Source organism: Streptomyces sp. BR1 (assembly GCF_052373795.1).
Classification (GTDB): domain Bacteria; phylum Actinomycetota; class Actinomycetes; order Streptomycetales; family Streptomycetaceae; genus Streptomyces.
Genome location: NZ_CM126252.1, coordinates 5605247 through 5628222 on the forward strand (window position 1 = coordinate 5605247; position 22976 = coordinate 5628222).

19 protein-coding genes and 1 riboswitch are annotated in these 22976 nt (G+C 72.9%); of the genes, 7 read left to right on the top strand and 12 right to left on the bottom strand.

Going from position 1 to position 22976, the window contains the following annotated elements; genetic code table 11:
* Positions 1-4: 4 nt before the first annotated feature.
* The 9 genes from cobI to ACT1U9_RS24480 all read right to left on the bottom strand — a co-directional run bounded on the left by cobI (position 5) and on the right by ACT1U9_RS24480 (position 12825).
* A complete protein-coding gene (gene cobI / locus ACT1U9_RS24440) occupies positions 5-733 on the bottom strand; it encodes a precorrin-2 C(20)-methyltransferase (RefSeq protein WP_444534802.1) in 729 nt (242 codons plus the stop codon).
* The gene (locus ACT1U9_RS24445) at positions 730-2247 is read right to left on the bottom strand and encodes a cobyrinate a,c-diamide synthase (RefSeq protein WP_444534803.1); all 1518 of its coding nucleotides are present in this window, start codon (positions 2245-2247) and stop codon (positions 730-732) included. The genes cobI and ACT1U9_RS24445 overlap by 4 nt, the downstream gene beginning before the upstream one ends.
* On the bottom strand, positions 2241-2840 hold the full coding sequence (cobO, locus tag ACT1U9_RS24450) for a cob(I)yrinic acid a,c-diamide adenosyltransferase (RefSeq protein WP_188274472.1): 600 nt from the start codon (positions 2838-2840) through the stop codon (positions 2241-2243). The genes ACT1U9_RS24445 and cobO overlap by 7 nt, the downstream gene beginning before the upstream one ends.
* Positions 2840-4846 carry a putative cobaltochelatase gene (locus tag ACT1U9_RS24455; protein ID WP_444534804.1) on the bottom strand — a complete coding sequence of 669 codons (2007 nt, stop codon included), beginning with the start codon at positions 4844-4846 and terminating at the stop codon, positions 2840-2842. Before ACT1U9_RS24455 ends, cobO begins: the two co-directional genes overlap by 1 nt.
* Entirely contained in the window at positions 4843-8511 is a 3669-nt protein-coding gene (cobN, locus tag ACT1U9_RS24460; protein ID WP_444534805.1) for a cobaltochelatase subunit CobN, read from the bottom strand. The genes ACT1U9_RS24455 and cobN overlap by 4 nt, the downstream gene beginning before the upstream one ends.
* Positions 8508-10016: a cobyric acid synthase gene (locus ACT1U9_RS24465; RefSeq protein WP_444534806.1), complete on the bottom strand. Its 1509-nt coding sequence runs from the start codon at positions 10014-10016 to the stop codon at positions 8508-8510. Before ACT1U9_RS24465 ends, cobN begins: the two co-directional genes overlap by 4 nt.
* Positions 10013-10942: a cobalamin biosynthesis protein gene (locus ACT1U9_RS24470; RefSeq protein ID WP_444534807.1), complete on the bottom strand. Its 930-nt coding sequence runs from the start codon at positions 10940-10942 to the stop codon at positions 10013-10015. Before ACT1U9_RS24470 ends, ACT1U9_RS24465 begins: the two co-directional genes overlap by 4 nt.
* A 56-nt stretch (positions 10943-10998) precedes the next feature.
* A riboswitch (cobalamin riboswitch) is annotated at positions 10999-11196 on the bottom strand.
* Between the two features lie 103 nt (positions 11197-11299).
* Positions 11300-11524, bottom strand: coding sequence for a hypothetical protein (locus ACT1U9_RS24475; RefSeq protein ID WP_188274514.1), 225 nt, complete (start codon positions 11522-11524; stop codon positions 11300-11302).
* A 29-nt stretch (positions 11525-11553) separates the two neighbouring features.
* The gene (locus ACT1U9_RS24480; RefSeq protein ID WP_444534808.1) at positions 11554-12825 is read right to left on the bottom strand and encodes an inorganic phosphate transporter; all 1272 of its coding nucleotides are present in this window, start codon (positions 12823-12825) and stop codon (positions 11554-11556) included.
* A gap of 209 nt (positions 12826-13034) precedes the next feature.
* Between ACT1U9_RS24480 and ACT1U9_RS24485 the strand changes: the two genes are divergently transcribed.
* From ACT1U9_RS24485 to ACT1U9_RS24495, 3 genes are all read left to right on the top strand, one after another.
* On the top strand, positions 13035-13694 hold the full coding sequence (locus ACT1U9_RS24485) for a class II aldolase/adducin family protein (protein ID WP_444534809.1): 660 nt from the start codon (positions 13035-13037) through the stop codon (positions 13692-13694).
* Between the two features lie 94 nt (positions 13695-13788).
* On the top strand, positions 13789-14913 hold the full coding sequence (locus tag ACT1U9_RS24490) for an alpha/beta hydrolase (protein WP_444534810.1): 1125 nt from the start codon (positions 13789-13791) through the stop codon (positions 14911-14913).
* A gap of 114 nt (positions 14914-15027) precedes the next feature.
* On the top strand, positions 15028-16458 hold the full coding sequence (locus ACT1U9_RS24495) for a hypothetical protein (protein ID WP_444534811.1): 1431 nt from the start codon (positions 15028-15030) through the stop codon (positions 16456-16458).
* Positions 16459-16464: 6 nt separating this feature from the next.
* Here the strand turns inward: ACT1U9_RS24495 and ACT1U9_RS24500 are convergent, their stop codons facing one another.
* Positions 16465-16854 carry a VOC family protein gene (locus ACT1U9_RS24500; RefSeq protein WP_444534812.1) on the bottom strand — a complete coding sequence of 130 codons (390 nt, stop codon included), beginning with the start codon at positions 16852-16854 and terminating at the stop codon, positions 16465-16467.
* A 129-nt stretch (positions 16855-16983) separates the two neighbouring features.
* A complete protein-coding gene (gene ypfJ / locus ACT1U9_RS24505) occupies positions 16984-17877 on the bottom strand; it encodes a KPN_02809 family neutral zinc metallopeptidase (RefSeq protein ID WP_444534813.1) in 894 nt (297 codons plus the stop codon).
* 121 nt (positions 17878-17998) lie between these two features.
* Between ypfJ and ACT1U9_RS24510 the strand changes: the two genes are divergently transcribed.
* From ACT1U9_RS24510 to ACT1U9_RS24525, 4 genes are all read left to right on the top strand, one after another.
* Entirely contained in the window at positions 17999-18694 is a 696-nt protein-coding gene (locus ACT1U9_RS24510; protein ID WP_444534814.1) for a hypothetical protein, read from the top strand.
* 183 nt (positions 18695-18877) lie between these two features.
* Positions 18878-20476, top strand: a complete 1599-nt coding sequence (locus ACT1U9_RS24515) for an ABC-F family ATP-binding cassette domain-containing protein (RefSeq protein ID WP_444534815.1) — start codon at positions 18878-18880, stop codon at positions 20474-20476.
* Positions 20477-20823: 347 nt separating this feature from the next.
* A complete protein-coding gene (locus tag ACT1U9_RS24520) occupies positions 20824-21045 on the top strand; it encodes a helix-turn-helix domain-containing protein (protein ID WP_188274522.1) in 222 nt (73 codons plus the stop codon).
* Between the two features lie 116 nt (positions 21046-21161).
* Positions 21162-21953, top strand: coding sequence for an enoyl-CoA hydratase/isomerase family protein (locus ACT1U9_RS24525; RefSeq protein ID WP_444534816.1), 792 nt, complete (start codon positions 21162-21164; stop codon positions 21951-21953).
* A 375-nt stretch (positions 21954-22328) separates the two neighbouring features.
* Here the strand turns inward: ACT1U9_RS24525 and ACT1U9_RS24530 are convergent, their stop codons facing one another.
* Positions 22329-22970 (bottom strand): nucleopolyhedrovirus P10 family protein, encoded by a 642-nt coding sequence (locus tag ACT1U9_RS24530; RefSeq protein WP_444534817.1) that lies wholly within the window; start codon positions 22968-22970, stop codon positions 22329-22331.
* Positions 22971-22976 lie beyond the last annotated feature (6 nt).

The following is a 22976-nucleotide window of genomic DNA, read 5'->3' on the forward strand; positions in this document are numbered from 1 at the left end:
GCGGTCACAGCTTGCCGCCGCGTCCGCCGTCGCGCCGGGCGGGCGCGATGAGCGTCGACAGATACGGCAGCGGGCTGCCGTCGAGATCGGCGGCGGGGCTGATGGACTCCTCGTCCAGGCCGAGCGCCGAGCCCCACACCGCGTCGTCGATCCGCCCGGTCGCCCGCAGCGCGGCCGCCACCTCGCCGGCCTGGCGCCCGAACTTGTACGCCACCACCGTGCCGGGGCCCTCAAGCGCGTCCTTGAGCACGGCGGACCCGGCGGTGACGGGGACGAGCGTCAGCGGCTCCGTGCCCTCGGTGAGCACCGCGCCGGAGCGGGCGGCGAGGTCCTGCATCGCGGTGATCCCGGGCACGGTCGCGATCTCGGTGCCCGGCACCAGCTGGCCGATGGTCTGGGCGAGATAGGTGAACGTCGAGTACACATTGGGGTCGCCGATGGTCGCGAAGGCGACGCGCTCGTGCGCGCGCAGCAGCTCCGCGACCTTCTCGCCCGCCGCGTCCCAGGCCGCCTCGCGCCGGCCCCGGTCCGTGCGCTCGTTGAGCGCGAAGACGACCCGGACGACCTTGGCCCCGTCCACGTAGTGGAGCACGGTCGCCTCGGCGCGACCGCGCTCTCCGGTGTCCATGACGGGCACCACCACGACGTCGGCACCCTGAAGAGCCTTGACGCCCTTCACGGTCACCAACTCCGGGTCCCCGGGGCCCACTCCGACTCCGACCAGCCTGCTCATCCGGCACACCTCTCAACGAACCGACGGGCGATGGTGGGCCGGGCGGCCCAGTGCGTATGCAGATAGCTCGCGTGCACGCCCTGTTGTACGAACCCTTCGACCCGGCGCTCCGGGTGCACCAGTCCCCACGCGGGCGCGGGCCCCGCCCCCGGGTCGAGGACGGTCCGGTGGAACTCGTGCCCGCGCAGCCGGGTACCGGCCTCGGCCAGGCAACTGTCGCCCACCGCCACGGCTTCCCGGTACCCGAGTGTCAGCCGTTCCGACATCCGCGCGTCGGCGTCCAGGACGCCGCACATCGGCTGTCCGTCGAGCGACCGCGCGAGATAGAGCAGCCCGGCACACTCGGCGGCGACGGGCGCGCCGGACCGCGCCAGCTCGCCGACGGCTTTACGCAGTGGCGCGTTGGCACTGAGCTCGGTGGCGTAGACCTCGGGGAACCCGCCGCCGATGACCAATCCGGCGGTTCCGGTGGGCAGTTGCTCATCCCTGAGCGGGTCGAACACCACGACCTCCGCCCCGGCGGCGGCGAGCAGCTCCGCATGCTCGGCATACGAGAACGTGAAGGCGGGGCCTCCGGCGAGGGCCACGACGGGTCGGCGGCGCGGACCATGGTCGGGGCGGGGTGCAGGGGCCGTAGGTTCTGCGAGGGGGTGCAGGGGCGCAGCCCCGCCAGGGGTGCAGGGGGCGGAGCCCCCGCCCCGGGGGTTCGGGGGCGTAGCCCCCGGGAGACCACCTTCACCCCCACCCACCCCCGGAGGGTTCAGGGAAGGGGCGGGGTGGGGGAACAATGCCGCCGCCGCGTCCCACGGTTCGCAGTCGAGCTGCGGCGCCGACCGGGCCAGCCCCAGCAGCGCGGCCAAGTCACAGCTCCGCCGCACCTGTTCCGCCATCGCCGCCACCGCGGCCACCGCGTCCGGGTGCCGCTCGGCGACCGGGACCAGGCCGAGGTGGCGCGACGGGGTCGACAGCGGGGCGGCGCGGCGCAGGGCGCCGAGGACCGGGACGCCAGACTCGTCCAGCGCCTCGCGCAGCCCCGCCTCGTGCCGGTCCGAGCCGACCTTGTTCAGGATCACGCCGCCGATCCGCACCTCGGGATCCCACGACGCGAACCCGTGCACGAGCGCCGCCACCGACCGCGACTGCGACGACGCGTCCACGACCAGCACCACCGGTGCCCGCAGCAGCTTCGCCACCTGGGCGGTGGAGGCCAGTTCGCCGTGGCCCGACGCCCCGTCGTACAGGCCCATCACGCCCTCGACCACGGCCACGTCACAACCCCGCGCCCCGTGCGCGAACAGCGGAGCCATCAACTCCGCGCCGCACATGTACGCGTCCAGGTTGCGCCCCGGCCGCCCCGTGGCCAGCGCGTGGTAGCCGGGGTCGATGTAGTCGGGCCCCACCTTGTGCGGGGACACGGCGAGCCCGGTCGCGGCGAACGCGGCCATCAGGCCCGTCGCGACCGTGGTCTTCCCGCTGCCCGACGACGGCGCGGCGATGACGAGACGTGCTACCACTCGATGCCCCGCTGCCCCTTCTGACCGGCGTCCATCGGGTGCTTGACCTTGGACATGTCGGTCACCAGATCCGCGAAGTCCACCAGCTTCTCCGGTGCGTTGCGGCCCGTGATCACCACATGCTGGGTCCCCGGGCGGTCGCGCAGCACCGCGATCACCTCGTCGGTGTCGATCCAGCCCCAGTGCATCGGGTAGGCGAACTCGTCGAGCACGTACAGCTTGTACGTCTCGGCCGCCAGGTCGCGCTTGACCTGCTCCCAGCCCTCACGGGCCTTGTCCTCGTTGTCCAGCTGCTCATCGCGCTGGACCCACGACCAGCCCTCGCCCATCTTGTGCCAGGCGACGGACCCGCCCTCGCCGGAGGCGCCGAGCACCTTCAGCGCGTTCTCCTCGCCGACCTTCCACTTCGCCGACTTGACGAACTGGAACACCCCGATCGGCCACCCCTGGTTCCAGGCGCGCAGCGCGAGCCCGAACGCCGCCGTCGACTTGCCCTTGCCGATGCCCGTGTGCACCACGACCAGCGGCCGGTTGCGTCGCTGGCGGGTCGTCAGACCGTCCTCCGGCACCACACTCGGCTGTCCCTGCGGCATCAGGCGGCCCTCCTGTTCGTCCCCTGTACGTCCTTGACCAGACCGGCGATCGAGTCGGCCCGCAGCTCGTCGAGCGTGACCGCCGGGCCGCCGAGCTCGCGCGCCAGCTCCGCCGCCAGACCCAGGCGCACCGGGCCCGACTCGCAGTCCACGACCACCGACGCGGTCCCCTCGGCCGCGAGCAGCCGGGCCGACCGGCCCGCGAGCGCCACCGGGTCCACGCCGCCCGTGGCCCGCCCGTCCGTCACCACCACGAGAAGCGGCCGCCGCGACGGATCCCGCATGCGCTCCACCCGCAGTACGTCGTGCGCCTTGAGCAGCCCGGCCGCGAGCGGGGTGCGCCCGCCCGTCGGCAGCGACTCCAGGCGCGCGGCCGCCGCGTCCACCGACGACGTCGGCGGCAGTGCCACCTCCGCGTCCTTGCCCCGGAAGGTGACCAGACCGACCTTGTCCCGCCGCTGGTACGCGTCGAGCAGCAGCGAAAGCACCGCGCCCTTGACCGCGCCCATCCGCTGCCGGGCCGCCATCGAGCCCGACGCGTCGACGACGAAGAGCACGAGGTTGCCCTCGCGGCCCTCCCGCGTCGCCTGGCGCAGATCGTCGCGCCGCACGACCAGGCCGCGCCCGGAACGCCCGCGCGCCCGCTGGTGCGGCGCGGCCGCCTGGACGGTGGCCGCCAAGTGCAGCTTGGTGAGCGCGCCTTGGGGGCGACGGGCCCCCGTGGTCCGCCCGTGCGCCGTGCGCGCCCGCGACCTGCGTCCGGCCGCGCCCTCGCCGAGCCCCGGCACGCTCAGCATCTTCGTACGGAACGGCTCACTCGCCCGTACGGCCCGCTGCTCGCCCGCTCCGGAGGGCTGCGGCTCGCCGCCCTCGGCCGCCTCGGGGCGCGCGGGGGTGTCCCCGGCGCCGCCGTCCTGCGACGGCCCGTCGTTCTGCGGCGGCTGCCCGCCGCCACCGCCCGGACCGTCCGGATCCGGGTCGTCGTCCCCGTCCGGCTCCCCGAACTCCTGGAGGGTGTCGTCGAGTTTGTCCTCGTCGAGGCCGGGCGCGTCGAAGGGGTTGCGGCGTCGGCGGTGCGGCAGCGCGAGCAGCGCGGCCTGCCGGACGTCCTCGGCGAGTACGTCCGTACGCCCCGCCCACGCGGCCAGCGCGGTCGCGGTCCGGGCCATCACGATGTCGGCCCGCATACCGTCGACCTCGAAGGCCGCGCAGGTGGCGGCGATCTGGCGCAACGCGCCGTCCCCGAGCCGGACTTCGGGCAGCAGCGCCCGCGCGGCGATGATCCGCGCGCGCACCGCGTTCTCCTCGTCGGCCCAGCGCGCCGCGAAAGCGGCCGGGTCGTCGTCGTACGCGAGCCGCCTGCGGACCACCTCGACCCGCTGGTCCGGCTCCCGCGAGGCCGAGACCTCGACGGTCAGCCCGAACCGGTCCAGCAACTGCGGCCGCAGCTCGCCCTCTTCGGGGTTCATGGTCCCGACCAGCAAGAAACGCGCGGCATGCCGTACGGAGACGCCTTCGCGCTCCACGTACGAGGCACCCATGGCGGCGGCGTCGAGGAGCAGGTCGACGAGGTGGTCATGGAGGAGGTTGACCTCGTCCACGTACAGGATTCCGCGATGGGCATGGGCGAGCAGCCCGGGCTCGAACGCCTTCACGCCCTCCGCCAGCGCCCGCTCGATGTCGAGCGCGCCCACCAGTCGGTCCTCGGAGGCGCCGACCGGCAGCTCCACCATCCGCGCGGCCCGCGCCGCCCCGGTCCCGGCCTCGTGCGGCCCGTCCGGGCACGCCGGGTCGGGCGAGACGGGGTCGCAGGAGAACCGGCATCCCGCTATCACGTCGACCTCGGGCAGCAGCGCGGACAGGGCACGTACGGCCGTGCTCTTGGCCGTGCCCTTCTCGCCGCGTACGAGGACTCCGCCGACCGCCGGGGACACGGCGTTCAGCAGCAGTCCGAGCCGCAGATCGTCCTGCCCGACGATCGCGCTGAACGGATAAGGCGTGCTCATGCGTCGTCACCCTCCAGGTCGCCCTCAAGCTGCAGATAGGTCGCGCGGAGCTGCTCAAGTGTCTGAGCGTCCGGCTCCGCCCACAGCCCCCGGTCCGCCGCTTCCAGCAGGCGTTCCGTAATGCCGCGCAGCGCCCAGGGGTTGGACTTGCGCATGAACTCCTGGTTCTCCGGAGAGAACACGTACTCCGCCGACAACTTCTCGTACATCCAGTCGTCGACCACGCCCGCCGTCGCGTCGTACCCGAACAGGTAGTCCACGGTCGCGGCCATCTCGAAGGCGCCCTTGTAGCCGTGGCGCCGCATCGCCGCCATCCAGCGCGGGTTGACCACGCGCGCGCGGAAGACGCGGTGGGTCTCCTCGCCCAGGGTGCGGGTCTTGATCTGGTCCGGGGTCGCCGAGTCGCCCACGTACGCCTCGGGGGACTCGCCCGTCAGATGGCGGACCATGGCGACCATGCCGCCGTGGTACTGGAAGTAGTCGTCGGCGTCGACCAGGTCGTGCTCGCGGGTGTCGACGTTCTTCGCCGCCACCGCGATCCGCCGGAACGCCGTCTCCATGTCGCCCCGGGCCGCCCGGCCGTCGAGCCCGCGGCCGTAGGCGTAGCCGCCCCACACCGCGTACACCTCGGCGAGGTCCGCGTCGCTGCGCCAGTTGCGCGCGTCGATCAGCGGCAGCAGACCCGCCCCGTACGCGCCCGGCTTGGAGCCGAAGATGCGGGCGGTGGCGCGGCGGCGGTCGCCGTGTTCGGCGGTGTCCTCGTCGGCGTGTGCCCGGACGTAGTTGGACTCGGCCGGCTCGTCGAGCTCGGCGACCGTCCGTACCGCGTCGTCGATCAGGCCCACCACGTGCGGGAACGCGTCCCGGAAGAAGCCCGAGATGCGGACCGTCACATCGATGCGGGGGCGGCCCAGCTCCGCGACCGGGACGACCTCGAAGCCGGTCACGCGGCGCGAGGCGTCGTCCCACACCGGGCGGCAGCCCAGCAGCGCCAGGATCTCGGCGATGTCGTCGCCCTGGGTGCGCATCGCGGAGGTGCCCCAGACGGTGAGGCCCACCGACTTCGGGTACGCCCCGGTGTCCGCGAGGTAGCGCGCGATCAGCGAGTCGGCCAGCGCCTGGCCGACCTCCCACGACAGCCGGGACGGGATGGCCTTGGGGTCGACCGAGTAGAAGTTCCTGCCGGTCGGCAGCACGTTGACCAGGCCCCGGGTGGGGGAGCCGGACGGGCCCGCCGGGACGTAACCGCCGTCGAGCGCCCGCAGGATGTGGGTGATCTCGTCCGTCGTACGGGCCAGACGCGGCACCACCTCGCGGCAGGCGAACTCCAACACGGCGACCGCGTCCGGGAGTTGCGTGCCCAGGACGTCGTCCACCAGCGGGCCGCACGTCGGCACGGACCAGTCGCGCTCCTCCATGCCCTCCGCCAGGCGGCGGCAGAGCTGCTCCAGGAGGTCGATCGCGTCCGCCGCCGTACGGGCCGGACCATCGACCAGCTCGGTGAGCTCGACCGGCACCTTCACCGGCGTCCCCGGCTCGGCCAGGAGCTCCTTCTCCACCAGGCCGAAGTGCTCGGCCAGCGAGGCGCGCAGACCGGGCAGCGCGTTGGCCTGGCCGCCCCACACCTGCGAGGCGCGCAGCACCGCGAGCACCAGGTTGACCCGGGGCTCGGCCTCCGGGCCGCCGCCCAGGATGTGCAGACCGTCGCGGATCTGGACGTCCTTGATCTCGCAGAGGTAGCCGTCGATGTGCATGACGAACTCGTCGAAGTCGCCGTCGTCCGGCTGCTCGTCGACGTGCAGGTCGTGGTGGAGCTCGGCGGCCTTCACCAGCGTCCAGATCTGGGCCCGCACGGCCGGGGCCTTCGTTGGGTCGAGGTCGCTGACCAGCGCGTACTCGTCGAGCAGTTGCTCCAGCTTGGCGAGGTCGCCATATGTGTCGGCGCGGGCCATCGGCGGCACCAGGTGGTCCACGACGGTGGCGTGGCCGCGCCGCTTGGCCTGGGTGCCCTCGCCCGGGTCGTTGACGATGAACGGGTACACGAGCGGCAGGTCGCCCAGGACCGCGTCCGGGCCGCAGCCCGACGACAGGCCGAGGCCCTTGCCCGGCAGCCACTCCATCGTGCCGTGTTTGCCCATGTGGACGATCGCGTCGGCGCCGAAGCCCCCCTCCGATGTCGCAGTCTCCAGCCAGCGGTAGGCCGCCATGTAGTGGTGCGACGGGGGCATGTCCGGGTCGTGGTAGATCGCGATCGGGTTCTCGCCGAAGCCGCGCGGCGGCTGGATCATCACGACGACGTTGCCGAACTGGAGGGAGGCCAGCACGATCTCGTCGCCGTCCACATAGAGCTGGCCCGGCGGCTCGCCCCAGTGCTCCAGCATGCTGTCGCGCAGCTCGGGCTCCAGCTTCTCGAACCAGGCCCGGTAGTCGGCGAGCGGTACGCGCGCGGGGGCGGCGGCCAGCTGCTCCTCGGTCAGCCACTCCACGTCGTGGCCACCGGCGTTGATGAGCCGGTGGATCAGCTCGTCGCCGTTGTCCGGGTGGCCCTCGACCACGTATCCGGCGTCCCGCAGCGCGTCCAGGACGCGGACGGCGGAGGCGGGGGTGTCCAGGCCCACCGCGTTGCCGACGCGCGAGTGCTTGGTCGGGTAGGCGGTGAAGACGAGCGCCAGCTTCTTCTCGGCGTTCGGCTTGTGCTTCAACTTGGCGTGCCGTACGGCGATTCCGGCGACGCGCGCGGCCCGCTCGGGGTCGGCGACGTAGACCGGGACGTCGTCCGGGCCCTGCTCCTTGAAGGAGAAGGGGACCGTGATCAGGCGTCCGTCGAACTCGGGGATGGCGACCTGCATCGCCGCGTCCATGGGGGAGACGGCGGCGTCCGAAGCCGCCCAGGCGGCCTTGGACGAGGTGAGGCAGAGCCCTTGCAGCACGGGGACATCGAGGTCGGCGAGGGCGCCGATGTCCCACGCCTCCTCGTCGCCGCCCGCGCTCGCCTGGGACGCGGTGGTGCCGCCCGCCGCGAGGACGGTGGCGATCAGCGCGTCCGCCTTGCCGAGCTCCTCGTAGAGCGCGGCTTCGGCGCCGCGCAGTGAACTCACGTACACCGCCAGGGCGTTGGCGCCCTGGGCCTCGATGCGGTCGCAGAGCACATCGACGAAGGAGGTGTTCCCGGAGAGCTCATGGGCGCGGTAGAAGAGCACGCCCACGGTGGGGCGCCCCTCCACGTACGCGCGCGTGCCGTGCACGCCCCACTCCGGCATCTTCTGCGGCTCGGCGAAGCCGACACCCGTCAGCAGCACGGTGTCGGAGAGGAACCGGGCGAGCTCCACGAGGTTGCCGGGGCCGCCCTCGACCAGATAGCGCAGGGCCTCCGCGACCACGCCGGCCGGGACCGACGACTCGGCCATCAGCTCCGCGTCCGGCACGGACTCGCCGCCGAGCAGCACGGTCGGGATCCCGGACGCCTTGAGCGCCGCGAGCCCGTCCTCCCAGGCGCGCTTGCCGCCGAGGAGGCGCACGACGGCCACCGACGCGCCCTCGATGAGCGCGGGCAGCTCCTCGGCCACGTCGATACGGGTGGGGTTGCCGATCCGGTAGGGCGCCCCGGAGGCCCGGGCCGCCAGGAGATCCGTGTCGGCGGTCGACAACAACAGCACAGTGCTCATGCGGGTGCTCCAGGTGCGATGAAGGGAAGTCCTGCGGGCGCGCCCTGCTCGATGAGCCGCATGAGCGCGTCCGTGTCCGCGTGTTCTTCGATGAGGTCGCCGAGGCGGTCCAGCTGCTCTTCGCGCAGCGCGCCGAACGAGGTGTCCGGGGCGGGCACGAAACGCCGACCCGCGGCGCTCGCGACCTGCTCCAGGAACCGTCGTCTGAATCCGTCGCTCTCAAGTGACCCGTGCCAGTGCGTCCCCCAGACCGCACCGACCCGGCATCCGTCCAAGAAGGCTTCCCCGCCCAGCACTTCGGCGACGCCGTGGTGGATCTCGTATCCCTCCACGCGCTCGCCCAGCGCCTCGCCGGTCGGCCGTGCAAGTGTCTTCCGGGCCGCGAACCGCACCCGCACGGGCAGCAGTCCGAGACCCGTCACGGAACCCGCCCGTGACTCGACCTCGTCATCGATGTGCTCACCGAGCACCTGGAACCCGCCGCAGATCCCCAGCACCGGACGCCCCTCGGCCGCCCTGCGCGCCAGCTCCCGCGCCAGCCCCCGTTCCCTCAGCCATTCCAACGCCCGGACCGTGCCCCGGGTTCCCGGCACGACGACCAGATCCGCGTCGGCCAGTTCCTCGGGCCGGTCCACGAACCGTACGACCACGCCGGGTTCGGCGGCGAGCGCGTCGACGTCGGTGAAGTTGGACATCAGCGGGATCGCGCAGACCGCGACCCGCAGCACGTCCTCGCCGATCGGCGGCGCCACCACGGACTCGCGCACGGCGCCGCGCAGCGACACTCGCAGGCCGTCCTCCTCGTCGATGCCGAGCCCGTGCGCGTACGGCAGGATCCCGTACGTATGACGTCCGGTGAGGCCGCGCAGCATGTCGATGCCGGGCTGAAGGAGCGAGACGTCGCCGCGGAACTTGTTGACGATGTACCCGGCGACCAGCGCCTGGTCCTCCGGCGAAAGGAGCGCGGTCGTACCGAAGAACGAGGCGAAGACCCCGCCCCGGTCGATGTCGCCGACCACGACCACCGGGAGCTTCGCGGCGCGCGCGATGCCCATGTTGACGATGTCGGTGCGCCGCAGGTTGATCTCGGCCGGACTGCCCGCCCCCTCGCAGATCACGGCGTCATATGTGCCCCGCAGCCGCTCCAGACAGTCCACGACGGTCCCGAGAAGCGCTTCCTGGCGCCCGCCGTGGTAGCCGCGGGCGCTCAGTTCGCCGACCGGCTTGCCCATCAGTACGACCTGGCTCGACCGGTCGCTCCCCGGCTTGAGCAGCACGGGGTTCATCAGCGCCGACGGCTCCACGCGCGCGGCCTGGGCCTGCATGGCCTGGGCGCGCCCGATCTCGGCGCCCTCGCGGGTGACGAAGGAGTTGAGGGACATGTTCTGTCCCTTGAAGGGCGCGACCTTGACGCCCCGGCGCACCAGCCACCGGCAGATCCCGGCGGTGACGACGCTCTTCCCGGCGTCGGAGGTGGTGCCCGCGACCAGCAGTCCGCCACTCATGTCCGTACCTTCCTCACCGCGATCGCCACGCCGAGCGCCAGCCAGCCCACCCGCCGCGACAGCCGCACCGCCCGCTCGATGTCGGGAACTTCCACCGCGCGCCCGCCGTTGTTGAGCACAGGACGGTGCTCGACCCGGCCGCCGTACGAGAGGGTGCCGCCAAGACGTACGCCCAACGCGCCCGCGAACGACGCCTCGACGGGGCCGGCGTTGGGGCTCGGATGCTTGGCCGCGTCGGACCGCCACGCGCGCGCGGCGGCTCCCGGCGCGCCCCCGGCGGCCACGGCGAGCGCGGCGGTGAGCCGGGCGCCCGGCCAGCCCGCCACGTCGTCCAGGCGTGCCGAGGCCCACCCGTACCGCAGATGGCGCGGCGAACGGTGACCGACCATCGCGTCCAGGGTGTTGACGGCCCGGAACGCGACCAGGCCGGGCACGCCCGCGAGCGCGCCCCACACCAGCGCGCCCACCACGGCGTCGGAGGTGTTCTCGGCGACGGACTCGACGACCGCGCGCGCGATGCCGGGCGCGTCCAGGGACTGCGGGTCGCGCCCGCACAGATGCGGCAGCCGCGCGCGGGCGGCCTCGACGTCCCCGGCCTCAAGGGCGGCGCCGATCGCGCGGGCCTCGCGGCCCAGCGAAGTGCCGCCGACGACGGCCCAGGTGGCGGCGGCGGTCAGGGCGACGGACGCGGCGGGGCGGTCGCGCAGCGCGCGCGTGGCGAGCAGCGCGGCGCTCGCGGCGCCTCCGGCGCACACGGCGGTGTGCAGTGCGCCCCAGCCCCGGTGGTCGCGCCACAGCGCGCGCTCGACGGCGGCCGCGGCGCGGCCGAACGCGGCGACCGGATGCCCCCGGCGGGGATCGCCGAGGAGCAGGTCGCCGAGGAGCCCGGCGGTGGCGCCGTACGCGAAGGTGCGATCGGCACGCATCGGATCAGCCCGCCGCAACGCCGCGGAGAGCTCCGGTACTTCTGGGGGGTGCCGGCAACAGGCAGGCGCGCATGGCGGTATGTCCTCACTCAGGGTGTCCGCGCCCTGGTACGACGTCGACCGGCGGTGAGAGTTCCTGGCTCACAGGGGTTCATTCCCCGATGACAGTGGCGGGACCGCGCCGGATTCGCACCGGCTTCCTCTTCTGCCGCCGTAAATGGCTCGGGCAGTCCACCACGCCCGCGAACGCCCGTCAACTCGCTGCTGACCTGCGACGGGAGAGTGTGCCGAGGCACACAGAGAACCGCCCTCCGGGGAGACCGGAGGGCGGTTCTGGAGACGCGTGGACAGTCGCTGTTACTTGGCGACGATCAGGTTGATGCCGTACGCGACGGCCGCCGCGCAGAGCGCGAAGCAGGCGTACGCGGTGGTGCGGGCCAGGGCGACGTTGCCCTTGCCGGACGCGGCCGACTGCTGCTTGCTGAGGCCGACGATCCCGACGGTGAACAGGCCCACCAGGCCGACGGTGACGATGAGGCTGACACCGAAGACGGTGCCGAGAGCTGCCCAGTCGATGTGCATGACGATTCCTTAGAGGGTGCGCGGCCGGGTCAGACGGCGGCCGGGCGGGCCGGGTCGGCGGGGGCCACCGGGGCCGGGGCCGGGATGGTGGCCGTCAGATCGGCGGCCACGGCGGCGACGGTCGGGGGCGGGGTGACCGCGGCGATCGCGGTGGTGACGACACCCGCGGGCTCGGCCGGGGTCTCGGTCACGGCGTCGGCCGGGGCGTTGGTGACGTCGGTGTGGGAGACCGGCTCGCGGCGCGACAGCTTCCAGATGAAGCCGGAGCCCGCGACCAGCAGGATCGCCACCAGGACAATGCCCCAGGTGCCCTGGCCGGTCAGGAATTCGGCGCCGGCGCCGACCAGACCCGCGGCCGGCAGGGTCAGGCCCCACGCGACGAACATCCGGGTCGCGGTGGACCAGCGGACCACACCGCCCTTGCGGCCGAGGCCGGCGCCCATGACGGAGCCGGAGCAGACCTGGGTGGTGGAGAGCGAGAAGCCGAGGTGCGAGGAGGCCAGGATGACGGTGGCGGCACCGGACTGGGCGGCGAAGCCCTGCGGCGGCGCGAGCTCGGTCAGGCCCTTGCCCATGGTGCGGATGATGCGCCAGCCGCCGAGGTAGGTGCCCATGGCGATGGCCATGCCGGCCGAGACGATGACCCACATCGGGGGGTTGGCGCCCGGGTGCAGCACACCGCCGGTGACCAGGGCGAGCGTGATGATGCCCATGGTCTTCTGCGCGTCGTTGGTGCCGTGGGCGAGCGAGACGAGACCGGCGGAGGCGATCTGGCCCGCCCGGTAGCCCTTGGCGGTGGCCTTCTCGTCGGTGTTCCGGTTGATCCGGTACGTCAGGCGCGTCGCCAGCATCGAGGCGAAGCCCGCGACGATCGGGGCGGCGACGGCCGGGAGCAGCACCTTGGTGACGACGGTGGAGCCGTTGACCGAGGACCAGCCGGCCGACATCACGGCCGCGCCGATCAGACCGCCGAACAGGGCGTGCGAGGAGCTGGACGGCAGGCCGAGCAGCCAGGTCACCAGGTTCCAGAGGATGGCGCCGACGAGCGCCGCGAAGATCACCTCGGTTCTGATGCCCTTTTCGTTGATGATCCCGCCGGAGATCGTCTTGGCGACCTCCACCGACAGGAACGCGCCGACCAGGTTGAGCGCCGCGGACATGGCCACGGCGGCTTTGGGCTTCAGGGCGCCGGTCGAGATGGTCGTGGCCATCGCGTTGGCGGTGTCATGGAAACCGTTCGTGAAATCGAACACTAGAGCTGTCACGACCACAATGGCGAGCAGCAGCGTGATGTGTTCCATTTACCCAGGCAATCGTTCGACGTCAGTGGCTGGACGAACGTAAGTAACCTGGATGAACGGAAGGTGAACTGGGGCGGGCTTAGTGGTGTCTCTGACCGGTTTTTGCTGGGGGCAGGCCCTGACAAACCCGGTGAACAGGCGAAACGGCCCATAGAAGAGATTCTGCTCACTCCCCGGCGCGCCCTCCGGGAGCTGCGAGGATCGCGTTCATGGGAGAGCCGGACCACCACGAACCGACCGCCGCCGCCTGGGCCGAACTGACCGCCACCGCGCGGCGGACCGCCGCGGAAGGGCTGGTCGTCGGCACCTCGGGCAATGTCTCCGTACGGGTCGGGGACCTGGTCCTCGTCACCCCCACCGGGGTCCCTTACGACCGGCTCGGCCCGGACGACACCGTCGCCGTCGACCTCTCGGGCCGCCAGGTCATCGGCACGCTGAGGCCGACCAGCGAGCTCCCCATGCACCTCGCCGTCTACCGCGCCACCGACGCCCGGGCCGTCGTGCACACCCACGCCGTGCACGCCACCGCCGTCTCCACCCTGGTCACCGAGCTCCCGCCGGTCCACTACATGACCGCCACGCTCGGCGGCCCGGTCCGGGTCGCGCCCTACGCGCTGTACGGGACCGAGGAACTGGCCGAGAACATGCTGGGCGCACTGGAGGGCCGCACCGGATGCCTCCTCCAGAACCACGGAACCATGACGTACGGAACGACCCTTTCCCAGGCGTACGACCGGACCGCGCAGCTGGAGTGGATGTGCCGGCTGTGGCTCGCCGCGTCCTCCGTGCCCGGCCGCACCCCGTCCCTGCTCTCCGACGCCGACCTGGAGCGGGCCGCCGAGCAGTTCCGGGGGTACGGGCAGCGGTGACGGGCGGGCCGCGCGGGATGGGCGGGGACGCGGGCGTGCCCCGGTAGGCCCTCGCCCACTGGCCGTACGGCCAGGGGCTGCCGACACTGGAACGGTGCGCCCGGCTACAGCGACGGCAGCGGCCGTCACCACACTCATCGGCGTCGGCGCGGCCGCGGTGGCCGCCGGACGGTACGCGAGCGACGCGGCCCTCAAGGCGCCGCCACGCCCGCTGCCCACCGACCCCGAGCTCACCGTGCACGCCACGGCACCCGGGCGGATCGCCCTGACCCGCTGCCTCGCCGCGCTGCGACCCGGTGTGTACGGCATCGAGGGGTCCGGCATCCACGCGGTGGTCGGCGAGGTCGTCGACCATGCCCAGCACCCGGCGGACACCGTGGTGCGCCGTCTGGAGCGGGTCACCCGGGGCAGCCCGGAGCCGGGGGACCGGGTGTGGATGACCCCGCAGATCCACCGGGGCAACCCGGGAGAGGCCCTGGGGCTCGACCACAAGGACGTCGAGATCCCCTCCGAGCTCGGCGTGCTGCCCGCCTGGCTCGTCGAAGGCGCCCGGAAGACCTGGGTGATCGCCGTGCACGGCCTGGGCACAACCCGCGAGCACACCCTGAACACCATGGAGTTCCTGCACCGCCAGAAACTCCCGGTGCTCGCCCTCTCCTACCGGGGCGACGAGGGCGCGCCCCGGTCCCCGGACGGGCTCGCGCACCTCGGCGACTCGGAGTGGCGCGACCTGGACGCCGCGATCCGGTACGCCGTACGCAGCGGCGCCGAGCGCGTCATCCTGCACGGCTGGTCCACCGGCGCCACCATGGCGCTGCGCGCCGCCACCGACTCCGCGCTGCGCGACCGCGTCGGGGGCGTCGTGCTCGACTCGCCCGTCCTCGACTGGGAGGGCACCGTGCGCGCCCTCGCCATCGCCAACGGCGCCCCGAGCGCCCTCCTCCCGCTCGCGGTCCGGGCTGCCCAGGGCCGCACCGGCCCGCACGGAAACCATCTGCGCGAGGCGGCCGACCCGCACGTCCTGCGCGTCCCGGCGCTCGTCTTCCACGGCCCCGACGACACCCTGGCGCCCTGGCACCCGACCCGCGAACTGGCCGCCCGCAGACCGGAACTGGTGACCCTGCACACGGTCCAGCACGCCCCGCACGCCGCGATGTGGAACGCGAACCCCGCGCGCTACGAGGAGGCACTGCGGCGCTTCCTCACACCGCTGATGTGACAGACGGGGCCGACGCCTTCGAAGCGGCGGCCGGGGCCGGGCCTGGGGCGGGCCCGGAACCAAGGCATCGCATTCCGTTTGGGCTTTCGGGCCGTCAGCGGGAAGACTGCACCTGTGACGTCCCGGAAGCCTGAAGAGAAGTTGCCGCGCGACTCCAGACTGCGGCTTGTCCGCGCCCCGCATTCGAAGGAAGCCCGCCCCCTGGCCACCGCCCGCCGGGCCGTGACGGACCGGCGAGCCCGTCCGGGCTCCCGGCCGCCGGAGGGCACCCCGGCCGCCGCCGAACTGGCCCGCCAGGCCAGAGTGGTCCTCGCCGACGCCGTACGGGTCGCCCGCTGGGCCGACGCCGAGCGCGCCCGGGGCAACGCCCCACGCCCCGCCCCGACGGGCACCCTGTCCGCTCCGGCCGCCGAACAGGCCGCCGCCGCGCTGCGGTTGACATCGGCTCAGGTGCGGGCCGGCTGGGACCGGGCCCGGCTCGCCGGACTCGTCGAGCTGCACGGCGGCACCGCACGCCCCGGCTGGCGGCTGCGCGCCTGGGACCGCGACGACGCCGCCGTGCTGCGCGGCTGGGTCGCCCTCTTCGACGCCTGGTCGATCGTGCACCCCGCCCCGGCCGCCATCGCGCCCGCCGCCGTGGCCGAGGTCGTCGAAGCCGTCCCCCAAGTGCTCTCCCTCCTCCAGCTGTCGGCCGGTCCCGTCCTCGTACCGGCGCTGCTCGATCTGCTCGGCCAGCGCGTCGCGGAACTGCGCGACGAGCGCTGCGAAGTGCCGCACGACGCCGAGGCGGACGGCGTCGTCGGCGAGGGACCCGCCGCTCTCGCCTTCCTCTCCCTGCTGCTCGACTGGGTCCTGGCCGGGCTCGCCGCCGTCGGCGCGCTAGTCCTCGGGGAGGGCCAGGCCACCCTCACCCCGCTCGGCAGCTGGGCGGTGTGGGTCAAGCTGGAGCAGATCTGCGTCGCCGCGCAGAGCCCCGCCGGGAACATCGAGCAGTCCGCCGAGGACATGCTGCGCGGCTGCGCCCGGCTCACCCCCGGCCCGGCCCGCGCCGAGTACCGCGCCTGGCTCGCGGCCCGGCCCGTCGGCAGCGCCGTCACCGAACTCCTCGACGCCGCACGTGGCGAGGACGCCCTGGTGCGCGGTCTCGCCTTCGAGGCGCTGCGTGTGGTGGGCGCCCCGGCCGAGCCCGAGGTGCGCGCGGCCACGGACGAGATCTTCCTGCGTCCGTACGCCCTGCTCTGGCTCGCCGAGCACGAGGGGAGCGACCCCGAGGACGCGACCGCCGTCCTCACCCGTGAGGAGTCCACCTGGCTCTGGGTGGACACCGCGGCGGCCGTCGCGGACCACGGCGAGGTCGAGTTGATGGTGCGTCACCTCGACTCGGCCGTGCAGGGCACCGTGCCCGCCCTGCTCGACGAGGTCCGGGTCGTCGGCCACCCCCGCACCGTCCAGGTCCTGGTCGCGCTCGCCGCCGCCCACCCGGACCCGGCGCTCGCCAAGGCCGTGCGCCGCGCGGCGTTCCAGGTCCACACCGGCGGGGTCTAGGGCACGTCAGCCGCTCGCGCCGGGGGCGTACGTACCGAAGCTCCACACGTTGCCCTCGGCGTCGCGCGCCATGTAGTCGCGCGATCCGTAGTCCTGGTCGGTGGGCTCCATCAGGATCTCCACACCGTGTTCCACGGCCCGTTTGTGGTGGGCGTCCACGTCGTCCACCACCACGTACACCCCCGCCGGGCCCGCGTCCCGCATGGTCTGATCGAAGAGGCCGCCGCGTCCCTTCGAACCCAGCATCACCACGCCGGTCCCGCTGGCCAGTTCGGCGTGGAACACCGTGCCGTCCTCGCCCTCGTACACACTCAGCTCGCTGAACCCGAACGCGTCCTTGAGCAGGCTGATCGCGGCCTTCGCGTCCGTGTACAGAATCGTCGGATACACACTCATCGCGAAACTCCCTTTCCGAGCCCTCGGACCCGTCCCCGGGCCCGCGTCATGCCGCCGATGTGATCTGGAACTCAGTCTTGCACCGGCCACTGACAACGGCCGGTCCGGCGGCGCGCGGACGGTGCGGGGTCAGCGTGCGAAGGTGTCGCAGCGGCCCATGTCGCCGGTGCGGAAGCCCGTGGCGAACCACTGCTGGCGCTGCTGGGCCGAGCCGTGCGTCCAGGACTCGGGGGTGACCCGGCCCTGGAACTTCTCCTGGATCCGGTCGTCGCCGACGGCGGCCGCCGCGTCCAGGCCGTCGTGGATGTCCTGGTCGGTGAGCTTGGTCAGCAGCGGCCGCCCGGTGCGCTTGTCCGGGGTCGTGGTGGCGTGGTGCGCCCACACGCCCGCGTAGCAGTCGGCCTGGAGCTCGACCTTCACGGCGTTGCTGCCCGCGCCCTGGCGGCCGTCCTGCGCCCGGCCGAGCGTGCCCATCAGGTTCTGGATGTGGTGCCCGTACTCGTGCGCCACCACGTACGCCTGGGCGAACGGGCCGCCGGTGGAGCCGAACTTGGTGCGCAGTTCGTCGAAGAAGCCGAGGTCCAGATAGACCTGACGGTCGCCCGGGCAGTAGAACGGGCCGACCGCCGAGGTCGCCGCGCCGCACGCGGTGGAGACCCGGCCGGTGAAGAACACCGTCTGCGCGGACGTGTAACTGCCGCCCCGGCGCGGGAACTCCTGGCGCCAGTAGTCCTGCACGCTGTTGACGACGGCGAGGATCCGGCAGTCCTCCTTGGTGTTGGCGTCGCGGCCCTTGAGGCAGCTCTGCTGCACCTGGCTCTGCGCGGACACCGAGGTCGCCGGTGCGGAGTCGCCGGAGGAGAGCCCCAGTTGCTCGGGTCCGACGCCGAACAGCAGCCCCAGGGCCAGGGCGATGATCCCGACGATCCCGCCGCCGACGGTCGCCCTGCCACCAGGGATACGGCTGCCTCGTTCGTCCTTGACCTCGGACGTGTCCAGATCGGCGTCGTCGTCGAACTGCACGGGCACACCACCCTCTGTTCAGCGCTCATCACTCTGTGTGGTGCCGAGTATGGCATCGACTATCAAACAGTTCATTGCGTTACGCCCTTTTTGTTTCGGTGGCCGATACGCTCGGCGCCTCATGGACCGGAACCGTCTCGCGCTGGCCGCTGTCGCCGCCGTCCTGGCCCTGCCGCTGGTCACCGCCGCACACCACGCCCGGCCCGCCCCCTACGGCGACCGCCTCACCGTGCCGCCCGCCGCCCCGCCCCGTCCGGCGGTGCGCGTAAGGGGCGCGGCCGTCGAGGCGTACGACCCCAGGAGCGGGGCGCGCGGCTGGACCTACCGCCGTGAGGGGCGGCGCCCGCTCGCCGTGCGCACGGCGCCCGGGCACGCCTTCGCGCTGTGGAGCGACGGGATGGTCACCGACACCGCGCGCGTGCTCGCGGTCGACGCGGTCCGCTGGCACCGGGCGGTACCGGGCCTGGCGGACTGGCTCGCGGGCCGACCCGGGCGGGCGTCGGGGGTGCTCCAGGAGCTCGGCCCGGCCGCCCGGGCCGGTGCGATGCTCGCCGTCGTCACCCCCGAGCGCATCACGGCCTACCGCGCCGCCGACGGTGATCTGCGCTGGACGCTGCCCGCGCGGCGCTCCTGCGCCTTCGATCCCGGCCGCGTCGCGCGCGTGGACGGTGTCCTGCTGGTCGCCCAGCCCTGCCGCGACCGGGACGTCTGGACCCAGGAACTGGTGGCGGTGGACTCCCTCGGGCGGATCACCCCGGGCCGCACCCCGCTCGGAAACGACCTCCCCGCGCGCGTGGACGCCGCCACGCGCGCGTGAGGCGGGCCGAAACGTCTCCCCGGGAGCCGGCTCGGGCGGACCGGCGTTCGTATCACCGCACGTAAAAGCAGTTGCACACCCCCGCTAGAATTGGCCCATGGCAATTCTCCTCGCGCATTAGACGGCGGCGACGCTCCGCGACCCCCGTCCATCCCGCCGTCCCACCCGCCCTGGAGTATTTCCGTGATCACCGCCACCGGCGTCGAGCTGCGCGCCGGCGCCCGCGTCCTCATCGAGTCCGCCTCCTTCCGTGTCGCCAAGGGCGACCGCATCGGCCTGGTCGGCCGCAACGGAGCCGGCAAGACCACCCTCACCAAGTGCCTGGCCGGCGAAGGCATGCCGGCCGGCGGCACCATCACCCGCTCCGGCGAGGTCGGCTATCTGCCGCAGGACCCCCGTACCGGCGACCTCGACGTCCTCGCGCGCGACCGGGTGCTCTCCGCCCGCGGCCTCGACGACGTGCTGCGCAAGATGCGCGAGAACGAGGACCGCATGGCGAACGGCAAGGGCGCCACGCGCGAGAAGGCGATGAAGAAGTACGAGCGCCTGGAGACCGAGTTCCTCACCAAGGGCGGGTACGCCGCCGAGGCGGAGGCCGCCACCATCGCGGCCGCGCTCGGCCTGCCCGACCGGGTCCTCGGCCAGCCGCTGCACACGCTCTCCGGTGGTCAGCGCCGTCGTGTCGAGCTCGCCCGCATCCTCTTCTCGGACGCCGACACCCTGCTCCTTGACGAGCCGACCAACCACCTCGACGCGGACTCGATCGTCTGGCTGCGCGACTACCTCAAGACGTACCGCGGCGGCTTCATCGTGATCTCCCACGATGTGGACCTGGTCGAGACGGTCGTCAACAAGGTGTTCTACCTGGACGCCAACCGCTCCCAGATCGATGTCTACAACATGGGCTGGAAGCTCTACCAGCAGCAGCGCGAGGCCGACGAGAAGCGCCGCAAGCGCGAGCGCCAGAACGCCGAGAAGAAGGCCGCGGCCCTCAACTCGCAGGCCGACAAGATGCGCGCCAAGGCGACCAAGACGGTGGCCGCGCAGAACATGGCCAAGCGCGCCGAGCGGCTGCTCTCCGGCCTGGAGGCGGTCCGCGTCTCCGACAAGGTCGCCAAGCTGCGCTTCCCGGACCCGGCGCCCTGCGGCAAGACCCCGCTGACCGCCGAGGGCCTGTCCAAGTCGTACGGGTCGCTTGAGATCTTCACCGATGTCGACCTGGCCATCGACAAGGGGTCGCGGGTCGTCATCCTCGGCCTGAACGGTGCCGGCAAGACGACCCTGCTGCGGCTGCTCGCGGGCGCCGAGAAGGCGGACACCGGCGAGGTCACCCCGGGTCACGGTCTCAAGCTCGGCTACTACGCCCAGGAGCACGAGACGCTCGACCCGGACCGCACGGTCCTGGAGAACATGCGCTCCTCGGCCCCCGACCTCGACCTGGTCGCGGTCCGCAAGACGCTGGGCTCGTTCCTTTTCTCCGGCGACGACGTGGACAAGCCGGCCGGTGTGCTCTCCGGCGGCGAGAAGACCCGTCTGGCCCTGGCCACGCTCGTGGTCTCGTCCGCCAATGTGCTGCTCCTCGACGAGCCGACCAACAACCTCGACCCGGCCAGCCGCGAGGAGATCCTGGGCGCGCTGCGTACGTACAAGGGCGCGGTCGTCCTGGTCACCCACGACGAGGGCGCGGTCGAGGCGCTGCAGCCGGAGCGCATCATCCTGCTGCCCGACGGAGTCGAGGACCTGTGGGGTCCGGACTACGCGGATCTGGTCGCTCTCGCGTGACCCAGCGCGACTGATCCACTCCATATGGATCATTCGGCTTACGCGTGATCCTCAATCTGAGTGAGTGCGTCTCGTACCCCGGCGTGTCATGCACGGGATCAAGATCCGGTACGTACGGGACGGGCCTGTTCCGGGCTGTGACCCGGAACACACCTCTGACCAGCCACTTCGCGGCGGGTCGGCCTCGACGGTCACTTCGGGCTCGACCGGAACTCTGCGTTCCGGTCGAGCCTCGCTCGTTCCTGCGCCCAAACCCGCTGGGACGGACCTTGCCGAATGGGTGGCCAGGAAGCCCGAGAGGGGTGATCATGAGAAGTCCAGAGCGCACTTCCCATGAGGAGGCACGGGTGGCCGAGACTCTGAAGAAGGGCAGCCGGGTTACCGGCGCCGCGCGCGACAAGCTCGCGGCAGACCTGAAGAAGAAGTACGACTCCGGTGCGAGCATCCGGGCGCTGGCCGAAGAGACCGGCCGCTCCTATGGATTCGTGCACCGGATGCTCAGCGAGTCCGGGGTCGTACTCCGCGGACGCGGCGGAGCGACACGCGGCAAGAAGACCGCGACGGCCTGACCGGGGCCGGGCGGGCCACGGCCCGCCGGGTCTGGTGGCCACCCGGTCGACCGCGTGGTCGACCGGGTGGTTACTGTGCAGTCACTTGTTGACCGCACCTGACCCGGAGGCGCCCCATGGCTTCGCCCGACCCCGTACTCGACAAGGACGGCGTACGGCTCACCGTCGACGACGCGGTCGCCACGGTGACCCTGACCAATCCGGCCAAGCGCAACGCCCAGTCTCCCGCTCTGTGGCGGGCGTTGGCGGCGGCCGGACAGGAACTGCCCGGCTCCGTCCGGGTCGTGGTGCTGCGGGGAGAGGGCAAGTCCTTCTCCGCCGGGCTCGACCGTCAGGCCTTCACTCCCGAGGGCTTCGACGGCGAGCCGTCCTTCCTCGACCTCGCGCGCGGCTCCGACGCGGAGCTCGACGGGGTCATCGCCGAGTACCAGGAGGCGTTCACCTGGTGGCGCCGCAACGACATCGTGTCGATCGCGGCGGTCCAGGGGCATGCGATCGGTGCGGGCTTCCAGCTCGCGCTCGCCTGTGACCTGCGCGTCGTCGCCGACGACGTGCAGTTCGCCATGCGCGAGACGAGTCTGGGCCTGGTGCCGGACCTGACGGGCACGCATCCGCTGGTCGGGCTCGTGGGCTACGCCCGCGCCCTGGAGATCTGCGCGACGGGTCGTTTCGTCGGCGCGGAGGAGGCGGAGCGGGTCGGGCTCGCGAACCTGTCCGTGCCGGGTGCCGAACTGGACGCGGCTGTACGTGACTTGGCGGGCGCGCTTCTTGCGGCGCCGCGGGATGCGGTGATCGAGACGAAGGCGCTGTTGGAGGGCGCGGCCGGTCGTACGTACGAGGACCAGCGCGTCGCGGAGCGCGCGGCGCAGGCGCGGCGCCTGCGGGACCTGGCGGGTCTGTCCGACTGAGGCTTTGCCCCACCCCGCCCCTTCACCTAGACCCTCCGGGGGTGGGTGGGGGCGGAGGTGGGTTTTCCCGGGGGCGGAGCCCCCGGACCCCCGGGCGGGGGCTCCGCCCCCTGCACCCCGCTGGGGTGGGTGGGCAAGCGGGGCTGCGCCCCTGCGCCCCGCTGGGTGGGTGGGTACGCGGGGTTGCGCCCCTGCACCCCGCTTTGTCTGCGGACCGTGCTGGGTTGGTCGCGCAGTTCCCCGCGCCCCTTAAAAGGGCCCTCCGGGCCCTCTCTTAGGGGCGCGGGGAACTGCGCGACCAACCCCCACCGGCCTGCGGTGAACGAACTTGGCCGCCCGCCCAGGGCTTTCGGGGAGGGGTGGGGTGGGGGAAAATCACCCCACCCACGTCACCAGCACCCCCACCCCTTCCCCCACCACTCCCCGAACCGCCCGCGCCACATCCAGCGCCCGGTGCCCCGAAGCCACCGTCAGCTCCAGGACGACAGGGGGATCGGGGCGGACCGACAGCGGTGGTGGGCCGAGTTCGGTCGTCACGGACGACACCCCCGGGACCGCCAGCGCCGCACGGGCCGGCGGCGTGGACGGAGGTAGCCTGCTCGGGGGAGTGTCCGGCGGCGGATGCGCCGGGGCGGACAGGAGCGCGGTCACGTGCACGTCCACCTCCGTGAGCGTCAGGCCGAGACGCGAGGACGCCGCCTCCCACAGCACCTCCCGAAGCCGCTCCACCCGAACGGGCAGCGGCGAGGACCCCCACACCGAAACCTCCGCCGACACCCGCACCGCCCCCGCCCCCAGCGCGCTCGGCGGGGCCCAGGACGCGGGCGAGGCCGGGGACACCGGCGACAGGCGCAGAGTCGTCAGCGCCAGGGACGGCACCGCACCCGCCGCCGACCGCAGCACGGCCCCCGCCGCCCGCTCGGTCACCCACACCCCGTCCGCCGCCTCCCCGAGCGGCAGCAGTCTGCCGAGGCCCAGTCGGCGCCGTACTTCCGCGCCCCACGCGTCCGCCGTCATTGCTCC

Excerpts from the sequence above, each read along its gene's own strand:
- cobI (WP_444534802.1), bottom strand. The coding sequence starts at position 733 with ATGAGCAGGCTGGTCGGAGTCGGAGTGGGCCCCGGGGACCCGGAGTTG.
- cobO (WP_188274472.1), bottom strand. The coding sequence starts at position 2,840 with ATGCCGCAGGGACAGCCGAGTGTGGTGCCGGAGGACGGTCTGACGACC.
- ACT1U9_RS24455 (WP_444534804.1), bottom strand. The coding sequence starts at position 4,846 with ATGAGCACGCCTTATCCGTTCAGCGCGATCGTCGGGCAGGACGATCTG.
- cobN (WP_444534805.1), bottom strand. The coding sequence starts at position 8,511 with ATGAGCACTGTGCTGTTGTTGTCGACCGCCGACACGGATCTCCTGGCG.
- ACT1U9_RS24465 (WP_444534806.1), bottom strand. The coding sequence starts at position 10,016 with ATGAGTGGCGGACTGCTGGTCGCGGGCACCACCTCCGACGCCGGGAAG.
- ACT1U9_RS24470 (WP_444534807.1), bottom strand. The coding sequence starts at position 10,942 with ATGCGTGCCGATCGCACCTTCGCGTACGGCGCCACCGCCGGGCTCCTC.
- ACT1U9_RS24475 (WP_188274514.1), bottom strand. The coding sequence starts at position 11,524 with ATGCACATCGACTGGGCAGCTCTCGGCACCGTCTTCGGTGTCAGCCTC.
- ACT1U9_RS24480 (WP_444534808.1), bottom strand. The coding sequence starts at position 12,825 with ATGGAACACATCACGCTGCTGCTCGCCATTGTGGTCGTGACAGCTCTA.
- ACT1U9_RS24485 (WP_444534809.1), top strand. The coding sequence starts at position 13,035 with ATGGGAGAGCCGGACCACCACGAACCGACCGCCGCCGCCTGGGCCGAA.
- ACT1U9_RS24500 (WP_444534812.1), bottom strand. The coding sequence starts at position 16,854 with ATGAGTGTGTATCCGACGATTCTGTACACGGACGCGAAGGCCGCGATC.
- ACT1U9_RS24510 (WP_444534814.1), top strand. The coding sequence starts at position 17,999 with ATGGACCGGAACCGTCTCGCGCTGGCCGCTGTCGCCGCCGTCCTGGCC.
- ACT1U9_RS24525 (WP_444534816.1), top strand. The coding sequence starts at position 21,162 with ATGGCTTCGCCCGACCCCGTACTCGACAAGGACGGCGTACGGCTCACC.
- ACT1U9_RS24530 (WP_444534817.1), bottom strand. The coding sequence starts at position 22,970 with ATGACGGCGGACGCGTGGGGCGCGGAAGTACGGCGCCGACTGGGCCTC.